The organism is Bacillus sp. AFS023182, assembly GCF_002560575.1.
Lineage (GTDB): Bacteria > Bacillota > Bacilli > Bacillales > Bacillaceae_G > Bacillus_A > Bacillus_A arachidis.
On sequence record NZ_NTRO01000036.1, the window covers coordinates 16,836 to 30,468 of the forward strand.

Consider the following 13,633-nt stretch of genomic DNA (forward strand, 5'->3'; position numbering starts at 1 on the left):
TATAAGGGGCTGATTAAATGCTAGGAACAAATCGTACTTTAAAGAATGTAGGAATTCTTTCAACTGGAAAGTATTTGCCTGAAAAAGTAATAACTAATTCTGATTGGGAAAAATTAGTGGATACTTCTGATGAATGGATTGTAAATAAAATTGGAATTAAAGAAAGACGTTTTGCGGCTTCAGATGAGGTAACATCAGATTTAGGGGTAAAAGCTGTTGAAGATGCAATTAAAAGAGCAAATATTTCATTAGATGAGATTGATTTATTAATCTCTGGTTCTAACACACCTGATTATCCAAGTCCTCAGTTAGCTACGATGATGCTTAGAAAGCTTGGAATAAAAAATACTCCTGGGTTTGATGTTCGTTCGGGAGGTTGTTCTAGTGGTGTATTTTCTTTATCTGTAGGTGCTCGTTTTGTCGCAGATGGTACATACAAAACGGTTGCTGTTGTGATACCTGAAATCAATTCTAGAGTAATTTCTTGGAAAGATCGTAGTACGTGTGTCATATTGGGAGATGGTGCAGGTTGTTATATTCTACGGGCAACAAAAGAAGGAACGGGTATACTGTTTTCAGAATTGGGAAGTGACCCTTCTGGATATTTTTCAGCTTATGTTCCAGCTGGAGGAGACGCCCTACCATTAACAAAAGAGAATATTGATGAAGGTTTACAATATTTCCATATGGATGGGCCCGCTGTTTGGAAGTTTGGGACGTCTATAATTCCAAAGCTTGCAAATAATATATCTATGAATTTAGGTATTCCCTTAGATAACGTAGATTTATTTCTTACTCATCAAGCAAATATAAATATTATACGTAAGGGATTAGAAGATTTAAAAGTACCTTTTGAAAAGGCGTTAATAAATGTAGATCGTTACGGTAATATGGCGGGGGCAAATTTACCTGTTGCTTTGACAGAAGCAGTAGATGACGGAGTGTTAACACCAGGTAAGTTAATCTATCTTATTGTATTTGGAGCAGGTTTATCTTATGCATCAATGGCTATTAGATGGTGTGCTCCTGAAGATTTTGAGTAAGGGAAAGGGTGAGGTTGTTGGAATCGGTAGGCATTAGAGGAATTAATATTTACTTTCCAAAACAAAGATACTATACTAATGCTCTTTTAGAGTCTGAAATAGTAGATGAAAAGGTTTTTCGTAAAATTGGAGTTGATAGTGTTCCAATTGCTGATAATAAAGAAACCCCTACAGGAATGGGAATTAAGGCTGCAAAAGATTTATTGCTGCAATTGCAAGTCGATCCAGATGAAATTGATTTGGTTATTTATACAGGGGCAACGCCTCCAGACTATTTTGTATGGTCACCAGCAGCAAAAATATGTAATGAACTTAAAATGAGTAAAGCCTTTGGTTTTGAAGTGCAACTTGGATGTGGGGGTGTACAACCTGCATTCCAAACAGCAAAAGCCATGTTACAGACATCTTCTGAATGGAAAAAAGCTTTAATTGTAGCAGCAGATATTTGGAGTGGATATACTAAAGACCATTATGGACCGGGTTTGATATTTGGTGATTCAAGTGCTGCAGCTTTATTAGAAAAGTCATCAAGTTCACTAGCTCGTTTGGTCGATTTTTATGGTTATACAGATGGTAAATTCACAAACTTAGCTCATGTTACCAGTGGAACACCTTATTCTGAAAAAATTATCAGAGAAAACCCAGACTTATTAGAGAATCATTATACATTTATAAATAAAGAATTAATTTCAGAATTGAATCAAAATAATATAGAGAATTATTGTATGGTCGCATCAAGGGTATTAGAGAAGAGTCGATGGAGCTTAAATGATGTTGATTATTTAATTCTTCCCTCTGGAAGAATTGATCTTATGGAAAAAATTGCTTCGGTTCTCAATTTTAATACAGAAAAAACTAATATTTCATTTTTAAAAAACCAAGGAGACTTGGGTGCACCAGGAATTTTAATTGATTTATATAATATGCTTAAGAATATGCCAATAAGGAAGGGAGATAAGATTTTGGTCCTTGCAGCTGGTGTAGGAATTAGTTGGATGGGATTGACTATAGAAATATAAAATAGTGCAAAATTTTATGTGATAAAGATAGGTGTACTGCAATTCTATTAATGAAGTTTTTATAAGATTAGGACATTCAATCTTTTAAAGAGAAAAACCATTTATAGGTTAAATAATGTTTGTAAAATGCTATAAGACCATAAAATTTCAAGTGCAATTCTTGTGATTATTATTTTAAATTTTTGTTCGAAGTAAACATGATCATATGAGTGAATCATTAAGTTAAGTCATAGATTTCACCAAGAAAAAGTTTATATGACAAATAAAAAATTAATGAAGCATTTAGATTTACATTAGGATATTTTTACAAGAGTAAAGATATCCTAATGTAATGGTTTTTTAATAAAATGGATGGGCTATTTTAAAAGGAGGACAGTAAGTGATTGAGAAAATTGACCATATCGGAATTGCGGTACAATCTATAGAATCAGTTTTGCCATTCTATACAGAAGTGTTAAAATTGAAACTTTTAGGAATAGAAGAAGTACAATCACAACAAGTAAAAATAGCTTTTTTAGTAGTAGGGGAAAGTAAATTGGAATTGTTAGAGCCCCTAAATGACAAAGGGGCAATTGCACAATTTATTCAAAAAAGTGGTGAAGGTATTCATCATATAGCATTTGGAGTCCAATCGATTAAACAAAGAATTCAGGATATAAAGAAAAATGGAATACAGATGATTGATGAATTACCTCGAATTGGTGCACAAGGCGCACAAATTGCTTTTATTCATCCAAAGTCAACATATGGTACATTGTACGAATTATGTGATAAAGGAGAGCAAATATGATTGATATTTACGAGAAAATTACTGAATTACAAGACAAAAAGACTGTGATTAAAATTGGTGGCGGCGACGAGCGTATCGCTAAACAACATCAAAATGGGAAATTAACTGCCAGGGAGCGTATCGAATTACTAGTAGATCCAGGTACATTTGTAGAACTACAACCTTTTATTGAACATCGATGTATGGATTTCGGTCTTGACAAAAAATATGGCCCTGGGGATGGTGTTATTACAGGGTATGGTAAAATTAATGGTCGTCCAATTTATCTTTTTTCACAAGATTTTACCGTATTTGGTGGCGCGCTGGGAGAAATGCATGCGAAAAAAATTGCGAATATAATGGATTTAGCAGCCAAAAATGGTGCTCCTATTATTGGGTTAAATGACTCAGGGGGGGCACGAATTCAAGAAGGTGTATTATCACTAGATGGATATGGTCAAATTTTTCAAAGAAATACAAGTTACTCAGGGGTCGTACCACAAATATCAGTAATTATGGGGCCTTGTGCGGGTGGAGCTGTATATTCTCCTGCCATTACAGATTTTGTTATTATGGTTGAAAAAACAAGTCAAATGTTTATTACTGGACCAAAAGTAATTCAAGCAGTAACAGGAGAAACAATTTCATCTGAAAATTTAGGTGGCGCAAGCGTGCATAATAGTATTAGTGGAAGTGCACACTTTTCTGCGATTAATGAAGAAGAGGCATTATATTTAGTTCGTACCCTGCTTTCTTATTTGCCACAAAACTATACTGAGAGAGCACCAGCCACACAAATAAAAGAAGTAGGTGACTATCGTATCGATTTAGCAGATATTGTTCCAAGTGATACTATTCGTGCTTATGATATACGACGTGTAATAGAACAAGTAGTTGATATAGCTTCTTTCTTTGAAGTACAAAAAAACTTTGCAAAAAATATTGTTATAGGATTTGCACGTATAAAGGGGGAAGTAATTGGTCTAGTTTGTAATCAACCAAAGGCATTGGCAGGAAGTTTAGATATTGATTCATCTGATAAAGCAGCACGTTTCATTCGCTTATGTGATTCTTTTAATATTCCAATTGTTACATTCGAGGATGTGACAGGTTTCTTTCCGGGAGTACAGCAAGAACATAATGGAATTATTCGTCATGGTGCTAAAATTTTATATGCATATGCAGAGGCAACGGTACCAAAAATTACAGTAATTTTACGTAAAGCATATGGGGGGGCATATGTTGCAATGAACAGTAAAGCAATTGGAGCAGATATTGTGTTCGCTTGGCCAAATGCAGAAATTGCAGTTATGGGTCCTCAAGGAGCAGTAAACATTATTTTTTCAAAAGATATTCAGACTAGCAGTACACCAGAAATTACGCGTCAAGAGCTGATTAATGAATATCGTGAGAAATTTGCAAATCCTTATATTGCAGCCCAAAATGGGTTGGTTGATGATGTTATAGACCCAAGGGAAACACGTATAAAATTGATACAAGCGCTTGATATGCTACGAACAAAGAAAGAAGAACATCCTATGAAAAAGCATGGGAATATACCGTTGTAAGAACAACACAGGTTTCTTGTTAGCGTCCTCTACGTAAATTTTTTACAAATCTAACATGGCCGAGAGGTTCTGGTGTAAAAATACTAGATAGAAACATAGAGTAGCAATTTCCTCTTCATTTCTATCTTATGAAGCTAAGCCAAACAATTTATGAATACATCTTTTCTAATTTTGAACAGACTGGTCCCGTAAATCAATCTGTTCTTTTTTCATCATATGCATGGCTTCAACACCACTCAATATAGAAATTGCTGTTTTAAATGACTTTAACCCTAACATAGAACGAACTCGCCTTTTAATGTAAACGTCAAGTAACTTCAAAATATACAATAAAGATTGATTTTAGAGTTGCTTGACGTTTACTTCACTTTTTTCGGTACTTTGCAACTAGATGGTAAATCCATTGACCACGGTAAGACTTTATCAATTGCTTCTTTATTGTTTAAATCCATATTGGGGGAGCATTTCAAACAAATAACGAAGATAATGATAGGAACTTAAATTGTTCTCTTTTGCGGTTTCAACCACACTATACATGATGGCACTTCCTCTAGCACCTCGCGGTTTGTTTGAGAACATCCAATTTTTTCTCCCGATTACAAATGGTTTAATAGAACGTTCACTTCTGTTGTTATCTATTTCTAAACGACCGTCTAATAAGAAAGCTTCAAAGTGATTCCATTAATTCAAACAATAAGGGGGATCGCCAGCTAAGCAAAAAATACAATAAGCTGCCAATATGGACAGCTTATTGACATAATTATCGTTAGGGGAAATAAAGATGTAACTTTCTTAACATTAGCACTCATTACTTTAACTGTAATACTTCACAAAGTTAGTAAAGAACAATAAATAAATAAATAAAAACACTCCTATGAGATATGATTGTGAATTGGTACTCTTTAGATGATATAATTGGAGGTAGATTACTTATCCAATGATGAAGGGGGATTTATGCGTATGGAAGTAACATTTACAGTAAGTAAATGGGATGAAAAACCAATCGATGGCACTAGAAAAGATTTCCCTATTAATATTGCCCATGTCGAATATGATATTGATGGTGAATTAAAAGGGAAAGCTTTTGTTGAATATTTATTATATTATTTAGAATCAAATATAGATAATGGTCACTTGGCTACTGCTAAAATTTCTGGATTTTTGCATTTCGAAGGAACTTATAAGGGAAAACGAGGGACATTTACAGCTATAGAGCAAGGAATATTTGATAAAGGAAATCTAGATTCCCCAGCAACAATTATCAGAGCTACCGGTGACTTAGAAAGCCTGAGAGGGTCCTATAATTATAAATTTACAGGTCAAACCAGTAAACTTATTTTAGACTTTGAATTGTAGTAAAATACACTATAGTTTAGTAAAAAGGACATTCCTTGTAATATCAGGAATGTCTTTTTTGTCGAACGAACTTGTTCAACTATCCTCCCATTAGTTGAGAAAAGAACAGTGTATATCCTATTCATGTAAAGTTAACATAACGTCCCATTATCAGTAGTCTATATATCTAGAAATTTCAAAAAACCATTAACTTAAGAGGTTTTTTCCAATTTGAATAATAATAAATGAACTGAATTAATAAAGTTATTACTGAGATTCCAGCAGTTCTGGTACATTTACCTGGGGTTATAATTATACCACTTGCCTACTTATCTTATAGCTTTTGAGAATATATCCACACATATCGGCATATATCTTAAATACAATAGATATGCGAAAGGGTGAGAGTGTGATTTCATCATATTCGGTAAGATATATTTTAATAACGGGTAATACTTTTATAAAAAAAGTAATCACTGTATATGCATCCTCTGAGTTCTTTGCTATTGAAAAAATCAAAAAAGAATTAGCACGCCGTTTTTCTAACCCTACAAAAATTGAAGTCTATACGGTATAGATACTTAAAAATAATTAAAAAGAAAGGGGAAAGGATGGATCAATATCGATTTCATCCCTTTTTCTTTTGATTTATTATATATTAATTACATATTAAAATTCAGCTTCTGTAATTAGATTTCCAGCATCATTATCTTTCGTTAATCGTTGTTTCAAATAATTTTCTTTTGTTGTTCTATCATTTTTATGACCAACTGCAGCTGCGATGACATGAGGTGCTAGTCCCTTGTAATCGTATAAGTATTGTACATAAAAATGCCTAAAGAAGTGGGGAGTAATTCGTATATTCTCCGTGAAGGGTAGCTTTGTATCCTTAATGATTTTAGAAATATATTGCGACAAGTAATTCTCTCTATAAGCAGTATGGTTTTTGGTTTGAAATATAGTTCCACCATTTTTATTCCCAATGTCTACAGTTAATCTTCTCCGGATTCGAAACGCGACAATACGATTAAAAATCTCCTTATTAATAGAAACAATCCGTTCATTACCTCCCTTTGTATCAACTGTTAAATAGTAACGTCCACGTATAGCGTCATACTCAAGGTCTTCCCACTTTGCATGCGCAACTTCTGCAACACGTAACCCTGTAGTAGCTAGGACCGATAATAAAGCGTAATTGATTTCATTGTCCCTATAGTAATGAAGCAATTGCTTCACTTCCTCATATGATAACTCGCGTTTTGGTTTATGGTGTTTATTAATGGTCGTACTTAGAATCTCCACATGAAGAGGTTCCTGGATATATTGAACTTCATATAGCCATTTCAAATAAGAACGGATCACACCAAGTTTCCTACTAATCGTAGATGCTTTGTACTTTTCTTTTGATTGATAGGAGATTGCCTCCTCGGATAACCACTTTTGATAGTTTCGGATATGCCGATTTCTTAGGTTTCTCCAAACTTGGCCAACTTCATAATCTTTAACATCTTGCTGCAGGAATTCTGTACTTTGTTTAATAAAGAAGTAAAACTGGCTTAGATCACGTGCATATAGAGTCCTGGATGCATCCTTTATACGCTTTTCTTGGTCAAAATGGGTTTGCCGATTCAAGTAATAGTACAATATTTCTTCATCTGAAAATCCCTCATATGTATATGAATCTTCTCTTTCATTATTTTCCTTTTTAAATTCAGCTTCATTAATATAATCACGATTCCATAATGAAATTATGTTTGTGAAATTTTGTTTTTGTTTCTCTATATTTTCTAAAGAAGTTTCACTATGAATTGTATTCAATTCAAATTTCATTGTCATTCAACTCCTTATTAATTTCTTTTATATCTACTATTATAACTAAATTACATTCAAAATTATTTACATAGTAAGATTAAATTTTATAAAAACGAAAGTGTAATATAATTATAGAAAACTGCCCATTTTCTATGGTTATAATGCGTTTCCTTTTATTTGTTATTTTTTATTTGTTTTATACTATAGTGAAAATGAATTTAATTATAAATTATATTCCGCTATTAGCTAATAATTTAAATAGTTACTTTTTATATATGTTATAATAAATTTAAATTATCTATTTTATAAATTATAATTCACATAATAATATTATTTCTTATATATATAAATGGAATATTAGGGGGAACTTAAATGCTTAGTACATATGAAATAAATATGACAACGAATGAAGTAAAAAAGTATTTAGATATTAGTCACTTCACATTTAATAATTTGATGAAACAGGGACAACTAAATCCAATTAATAAGGATACATGGCGTTTAGATGGAAGTTTTTTATTTAAAAGAGAAGAGGTAGGGAAATTAAAAGAAGAACTTAAGGTAGAAGGAATTACTCTATATCAAGCAAGCAAAGCGTATCATATCAGTATGTATCAACTCGAAAAATGGATAGAAGAAGGAGAGTTAGCTTGTACTATACAGGAGCATCGTAATCGTAAAACAAAATTTGTAAAAGAAGATGACATCCGTGAATTAGTACAACAAATAGAGCAGAAAAATAAGATTTATACATACTCACAAAAGCATAATGTAGTATTATTACAAAGGTTTATGAAAGGGAATACGTTAGCACGTATTATCTCAATTCCAAAACGTGGAGACATAATACTTCGTGATGAATTTGGGAATAACATGACATTAGGGGATGCAATAAAAGTAGGATATGAGCCTGCCTATGTTTTATCTGATCAACCGCGAAGTCATCATCAAAGATTTGTAAAATTCCGCTTCCCTAAATCTGACCGATTTCGAAGTGATATTTTTCGATTTATTGATCTCATATTACAGTATGTGTCACCAAGAAACTTAAAAATATCAGTAGAAGATGAATTTTGGTATTTTGATATTCGGCAATCTCTAGTATCATTACCATCTGGAATGCAGGCCGAATGGATGAATAGTTTAGCATCCTATATAATAGAAGGAAAAATGATACCACGTGTTAACAATAGTGTATATTTAGATAGCAATACTGTAACAAAGCCCGTAACTCTCACAAGTAACGAGTATAAATCTATAAAAAAAATTGTAGAAGAAACAAATAGTTCCATCGAAGAATTTATTAAAGATGCAATTCAAGATAGAATTAATCTGCACTTACTTAATCAAAAATAAAAATTTTCTCAACCATAATATAGTTTATTTGAAAAAAAATACATATATTTTTACATTTAATTGTTCTATACTACAACTTATAGAGTTATTCTCCAAATCTCTATGTAAGTCGGACTATGCCTTTAACAAAAAAGAATCACTTTTTAGTGGTTCTTTTTTATTAGAAATCTTTGAGTTTGGATTTAATCATATAAGTTTGGATCATGTGGATACTTCAAAACACATACATAAATCCTTGAACTTCCGTAACCTGGTGGAAATGATGTGGAGGAAAGCGTATTATCAATTGTTCACACAACGATTATGCACTGGGTTCATCAATATGGGCCTAAATTTAGAAGAAAACGTACGATATCATCTTAAATCAACCAATGACTCATGGAGAGTTGATGAAACCTATATCAGAGTAAAAGGTCAATGGATGTATTTATATCACGCTGTAGATTCCGAAGGGAATACCATTGATTTTTATCTTAGTAAATCAAGAAATAAACAAACAGCCAAGCGTTTTTTCAAGAAAGCCTTGGCTTTTTCGTATGTTTCTAAATCCAGCGTGTTAGTTGTGAGTACATTTCTAATCATTATTTTTGGGAAACTCAATCCAACAAGTGATTATTTTATTATCGACTACACTTTCAACAGGATTGGCGATAGGGTGTGTAGGAAAACAATTTTTTTACGACTATAAGCACAAAAAATTCCGTTTTAAAGAAAATGACTCCTCAAATTCTCTTGTAATGAGTTTTATAGAACACTCTAATACATTTGTATTAAGTTAGATTTGGTTCCTTATTCAGCTTGTTAGGAGTTTTATATGGATTTTTGAAGAAATAAGAGGAAGATGGACAATTTTCCAGAAGATATTGCATATATTTGGTTATGTATTGGTATTAATCTTTCGTTTGAATGGACAAAGTGATTTCAAAAGAAGGGAAGTGAGGGAACCATGATACATCGGTATGAAATTGATTTTTCAGTGATGTATGGTGGCAAGGAAAGAGGTTTACAATCCGCAATCATTCCAGCACGTTCTTTAGAGGAAGCAAACGAGAAATTGAAATCAGAAGTCAAGCGACGATTTAGGAAATGTCATGTGAGAATTGATACGGCCAATTTATGTGTTTCAGATTATACTAGATATACCATTGTATGAAAAAATCTTGTTGGTTCTGGTGCAAAGTTAAAAAAGTAGAAACAGATATTGATAAATGAGGAGAACCATTTAAGCAATGACTAATAATTTGTGTAATTTCTTGTACGTCGAAAAACCGCAGTTTGGCTGTAAACTGCGGTCTCGTTTATATATAGCATGAATGGTTTCGATTCCTTTCAAGGTACGTGAAGCATGAGGAAGATTTTAAAATCCTGCGGATTTGGAAAAGCGTCGCTTGATATGTCTATGATCCTGTTCGATGAGAGTATTGAAATGCTTAACTGTGCAATGTTTCGTATGTACATTAAAATCGTTATTTTCCAGTTTTTTGAATGTGCAAAGTAGTGCAGGAGCCCTGTCTGTTGTGAGAACCATTGGTTCTCCAAAAGCTTTCACTAACCTTTTCATAAGCATATAGGCGGCTTGATGATCCCTTGTTTTACGAAGTTGGATATCCAAGGTGTACCTTTCTTGATCAATCGCACGATAGAGATAACACCACTCTCCTTTAACTTAGATGTAGGTTTCATCTAAATGCCATACGAAATATGCCGATTTATTTTTCTTCTTCCAAATTTGATAAATCAAATCTCCATATTCATGAACCCAACGCATGATGTTGTTGGATGAACGGAGACTCCACGTTCTTTCAGTATTTCAGATACATTACGATAACTAAAAGAAAAAAGGCAATAATAGCCGACGGCTACCAAAATAATATCTTTCTTGAACTGTTTTCCTTTAAAATATCTCATGCACCATGCTCCCTAAATCATTTTTTTTACATTTTAATTTCGCTTAGAAAACTTTGCAACAGAACCCCATATTGAAACTGGTAGAGGCAGCTACTAAAAATAACACCTACCAACATTGGTAGGTGTTATTTTTACCTAGTTAGGATTGTATAATTTCCTGTATTTCTTCTATAGATAACTTCGTGAATTTTGCAATGTCTTCTACTGTCATTCCGTTTTTATACATTCCACTTACTAATTGTATACGTTCAGATCTTTTTCCTTCCTCTTTCCCTTGTTGTATTCCCTCTTGAATCCCTTCTTTTTTCCCCTCATTACGAGCATGTGCAAACTTTGCAGCTTCATCCATTAACACTTTTTCCCGTGCTTCATACGCTTGTCGGAAAGAAGAATCTTGACTCATACGTTCCCACTTATTCATCGCTTTTTGTAAAATTGGATCTTGATTCATGGCAATGTCCTCCAATGTTTGAGTTAAGTGTTCATCTTCATTCGCTGGAAGTAATAATAACCAACGAACAAAAGAATCTTCCCAGGGATTTACTTGTTCATTCCGCCACTGTTGCATTAATTTCGGAATTTCAACTATATGGACTTCTATATCATCACTCAATATCTTTTGTTGTTGCTTATTCCACAAGATTCCTGTTGTATGGAACTCCTCATATTCTGGAAACATCGCAAAGTTTAACAGATTAATGGTGATAGTTTTATGAAGAGAACTATATGGCATCCCCTTTTGCAATTGAAATGTGAATAACTTCCCCGAATAATATAAACTTCGTTTGATCATATCGTGATTATTATTGAGCTGTATTTCTACATTTACTTTTGTACCTGTATCTAATGTAGCTGAAATATCTAAAATCGATAATTTATCCTCTTCATGTTCTCGATGTAAATGTGGATCTTCTAGCTGTAAAGAAATAATAGGTGATTCTAAAGAATCTTGTAGCATCGCGTTTAAAAACGCGATAAGAATATCCTCACTACCATTTGTACCAAATAATTGCTTAAAAGCAAAATCGATGCGTAAATTTACTAATTTTTGGTTGGACACAGGTTTTCCTCTCCCTGTCTAATACTATTTCTTTTTCTTTTATTGGGAATCTTGAACATTCTCTATTATTTTACGGCTATTTTACTTAATTTAATTTTTTGGAGAAAAATTATTGACAATGAAAATAATTTCATGGTAATATTTAAAGTTTGATAAAAAATATCATATGTGTTAAACTTGAGAAGGTTACCACATATGGAGGTGGATTATATGTTTCAAATTGGCGATAACATTGTTTATCCAATGCACGGAGCAGGTATAATTGAAGCCATAGAAGAAAAAGAGTTCTCAGGGGAAAAGCAACAGTATTATGTCATAAAAATGTCAATCAGTAATATGCAAGTCATGATTCCTACGGGTAAAATATTGAGTTCAAATATACGCCCAGTTACTGATATACTTGTATTAACGCACATTATACACATTTTTCAACATGGGGAAACAGATAGATTACTGCCATGGAAACAAAGACATAAAGTGAACACGGACAAAATAAAAACGGGTGAAATACAAGAAGGTGCTGAAGTAGTACGTGATTTAATGCGTATGAATAAAGAAAAAGCACTGAATACAAGCGAAAAAAAATTGTTGGATGATGCATATAAATTTTTGGTTAGTGAACTAGAATTAATTAAAGGAATCACTGAAAAACAAATGAAAAGTTTCTGTTAAGGTTTATTATAAATAATGTATTACATCCCCAAAAAATATCCTGAATTTTTGGGGAATATAATGATTATTAAAAGTAAAGCACCTCAAAGACATTCAACTTCTTCAACTCAATTTTAGAGAAGATACCTCTTTTGTTATTACTTCAATGCAATCCATTTTTATTTTTAAAATTCTTTTACAAAATTTCGAAGTTTCATCAAATAACTCGATTAAATAGTCACTTGATTTTTTGCAATCCTGATTCACACTGGCACGGACAAGGATCCGTAAGGATGAAAGAGAGGTAGGGCTTTCATTGTTTTAGGTAATATACAATCAAAGGCATTATTTTTAGAAGAAAAAACAAGTAATCTCACTGCTATCTTTAAGAATTTCTTACATCTACTGAGAGAGTAAATAGTAATCGTCTATCTTCTTTACGTAAAATTGATGAACGAACTGGTAACGCCATATGGTCAACTACAAAATGGTTTCCAAACCAGGAAACCATTTCATTTACATAACAATAATAAATTAAGCAATAAGAAGGAGTACACACATGAAAAAAATATTAACAAAAGAATTAAGTAATGAATTAAAGAAGCGGGAAGGGATCATTTCCATTACTGTTGAACCTTATGAAAAAATCGAAGTGGGTGGAATTCGTATAGATGGACCAGCGGTTATTCTAATTAATCAAGAATAGCTAAAAATAGTTGAATGCAAGAAGAAAAGGATCAGCCTTTAAGGGAAGGAGGGTCTTTTTTATTTATTATTTATAATAATTGGATGTATAAATTTAATCTGGTTTGATTGGATTAATAGAAAGGAGAGGGGCGGGATTATTATAGTGGAAAGCTTAATATTGGTAGGATTTCTTTTTATACTATATAAATTAGTTTCTTAAGAACAACTAATTAATTGAAACGATATATTATTTTCTTTTTAAGGAGGAATTTAGATGGATGCAAGGAAAGAACGCATAAAATACGAGAAGATGTCAAAGAACTATGAATGTATTTATTTAGTCTCATTTATCCTATTGGTTGTACTTGTTTGCAGTAGTGTAATTATCATAGGAGCTACAGGGGGAAATGAAGTGAACCCTGAAA

The 13,633-nt window shown here is 32.6% G+C and carries 11 protein-coding genes and 4 pseudogenes; 10 read left to right on the forward strand and 5 right to left on the reverse strand.

Annotated features, from left to right (window positions below; genetic code table 11):
- Positions 1-17: 17 nt before the first annotated feature.
- The 4 genes from CN288_RS18055 to CN288_RS18070 all read left to right on the forward strand — a co-directional run bounded on the left by CN288_RS18055 (position 18) and on the right by CN288_RS18070 (position 4,399).
- Positions 18-1,043 (forward strand): 3-oxoacyl-ACP synthase III family protein, encoded by a 1,026-nt coding sequence (locus CN288_RS18055; protein ID WP_098302771.1) that lies wholly within the window; start codon positions 18-20, stop codon positions 1,041-1,043.
- A gap of 17 nt (positions 1,044-1,060) precedes the next feature.
- Entirely contained in the window at positions 1,061-2,062 is a 1,002-nt protein-coding gene (locus CN288_RS18060; RefSeq protein ID WP_098302772.1) for a 3-oxoacyl-ACP synthase III family protein, read from the forward strand.
- Positions 2,063-2,441: 379 nt separating this feature from the next.
- Positions 2,442-2,852, forward strand: a complete 411-nt coding sequence (gene mce, locus CN288_RS18065) for a methylmalonyl-CoA epimerase (RefSeq protein ID WP_098302773.1) — start codon at positions 2,442-2,444, stop codon at positions 2,850-2,852.
- On the forward strand, positions 2,849-4,399 hold the full coding sequence (locus CN288_RS18070) for an acyl-CoA carboxylase subunit beta (RefSeq protein ID WP_098302774.1): 1,551 nt from the start codon (positions 2,849-2,851) through the stop codon (positions 4,397-4,399). Before mce ends, CN288_RS18070 begins: the two co-directional genes overlap by 4 nt.
- Positions 4,400-4,564: 165 nt before the next feature.
- Here the strand turns inward: CN288_RS18070 and CN288_RS18075 are convergent.
- Both CN288_RS18075 and CN288_RS18080 read right to left on the reverse strand, forming a co-directional pair.
- A pseudogene (locus CN288_RS18075) lies at positions 4,565-4,702 on the reverse strand (IS6 family transposase); the annotation flags it as partial.
- Positions 4,703-4,758: 56 nt separating this feature from the next.
- Positions 4,759-5,095: pseudogene (locus CN288_RS18080) on the reverse strand (IS66 family transposase); the annotation flags it as partial.
- Between the two features lie 264 nt (positions 5,096-5,359).
- On the opposite strand from CN288_RS18080, the gene CN288_RS18085 reads away from it, so the two are divergent.
- Positions 5,360-5,755 (forward strand): DUF3224 domain-containing protein, encoded by a 396-nt coding sequence (locus CN288_RS18085; RefSeq protein WP_098302781.1) that lies wholly within the window; start codon positions 5,360-5,362, stop codon positions 5,753-5,755.
- A gap of 648 nt (positions 5,756-6,403) precedes the next feature.
- On the opposite strand, the gene CN288_RS18090 is transcribed toward CN288_RS18085, so the two are convergent.
- The gene (locus tag CN288_RS18090) at positions 6,404-7,564 is read right to left on the reverse strand and encodes a tyrosine-type recombinase/integrase (protein WP_098302775.1); all 1,161 of its coding nucleotides are present in this window, start codon (positions 7,562-7,564) and stop codon (positions 6,404-6,406) included.
- 354 nt (positions 7,565-7,918) lie between these two features.
- Between CN288_RS18090 and CN288_RS18100 the strand changes: the two genes are divergently transcribed.
- The 3 genes and pseudogenes from CN288_RS18100 to CN288_RS18110 all read left to right on the forward strand — a co-directional run bounded on the left by CN288_RS18100 (position 7,919) and on the right by CN288_RS18110 (position 10,055).
- A complete protein-coding gene (locus tag CN288_RS18100; protein WP_098302776.1) occupies positions 7,919-8,902 on the forward strand; it encodes a DNA-binding protein in 984 nt (327 codons plus the stop codon).
- A gap of 235 nt (positions 8,903-9,137) precedes the next feature.
- A pseudogene (locus CN288_RS18105) lies at positions 9,138-9,467 on the forward strand (IS6 family transposase); the annotation flags it as partial.
- Between the two features lie 381 nt (positions 9,468-9,848).
- Positions 9,849-10,055: a hypothetical protein gene (locus tag CN288_RS18110; RefSeq protein ID WP_098302777.1), complete on the forward strand. Its 207-nt coding sequence runs from the start codon at positions 9,849-9,851 to the stop codon at positions 10,053-10,055.
- A gap of 69 nt (positions 10,056-10,124) precedes the next feature.
- Here the strand turns inward: CN288_RS18110 and CN288_RS18115 are convergent.
- Positions 10,125-10,810: pseudogene (locus tag CN288_RS18115) on the reverse strand (IS6 family transposase).
- Between the two features lie 139 nt (positions 10,811-10,949).
- Complete coding sequence (locus CN288_RS18120) at positions 10,950-11,870, reverse strand: Rpn family recombination-promoting nuclease/putative transposase (protein WP_098302778.1); 921 nt, start codon at positions 11,868-11,870, stop codon at positions 10,950-10,952.
- Positions 11,871-12,080: 210 nt separating this feature from the next.
- On the opposite strand from CN288_RS18120, the gene CN288_RS18125 reads away from it, so the two are divergent.
- Together CN288_RS18125 and CN288_RS18130 are read left to right on the forward strand one after the other, a co-directional pair.
- On the forward strand, positions 12,081-12,542 hold the full coding sequence (locus CN288_RS18125; protein WP_176527696.1) for a CarD family transcriptional regulator: 462 nt from the start codon (positions 12,081-12,083) through the stop codon (positions 12,540-12,542).
- A 538-nt stretch (positions 12,543-13,080) separates the two neighbouring features.
- The gene (locus tag CN288_RS18130) at positions 13,081-13,227 is read left to right on the forward strand and encodes a BC1881 family protein (protein ID WP_098302780.1); all 147 of its coding nucleotides are present in this window, start codon (positions 13,081-13,083) and stop codon (positions 13,225-13,227) included.
- Positions 13,228-13,633: the final 406 nt, after the last annotated feature.

Bases quoted from the DNA above. Each gene is read 5' to 3' on its own strand.
- CN288_RS18110 (WP_098302777.1), top strand. From the start codon at position 9,849: ATGATACATCGGTATGAAATTGATTTTTCAGTGATGTATGGTGGCAAG.
- CN288_RS18125 (WP_176527696.1), top strand. From the start codon at position 12,081: ATGTTTCAAATTGGCGATAACATTGTTTATCCAATGCACGGAGCAGGT.
- CN288_RS18085 (WP_098302781.1), top strand. From the start codon at position 5,360: ATGGAAGTAACATTTACAGTAAGTAAATGGGATGAAAAACCAATCGAT.
- CN288_RS18090 (WP_098302775.1), bottom strand. From the start codon at position 7,564: ATGAAATTTGAATTGAATACAATTCATAGTGAAACTTCTTTAGAAAAT.
- CN288_RS18070 (WP_098302774.1), top strand. From the start codon at position 2,849: ATGATTGATATTTACGAGAAAATTACTGAATTACAAGACAAAAAGACT.
- CN288_RS18055 (WP_098302771.1), top strand. From the start codon at position 18: ATGCTAGGAACAAATCGTACTTTAAAGAATGTAGGAATTCTTTCAACT.
- CN288_RS18100 (WP_098302776.1), top strand. From the start codon at position 7,919: ATGCTTAGTACATATGAAATAAATATGACAACGAATGAAGTAAAAAAG.
- CN288_RS18130 (WP_098302780.1), top strand. From the start codon at position 13,081: ATGAAAAAAATATTAACAAAAGAATTAAGTAATGAATTAAAGAAGCGG.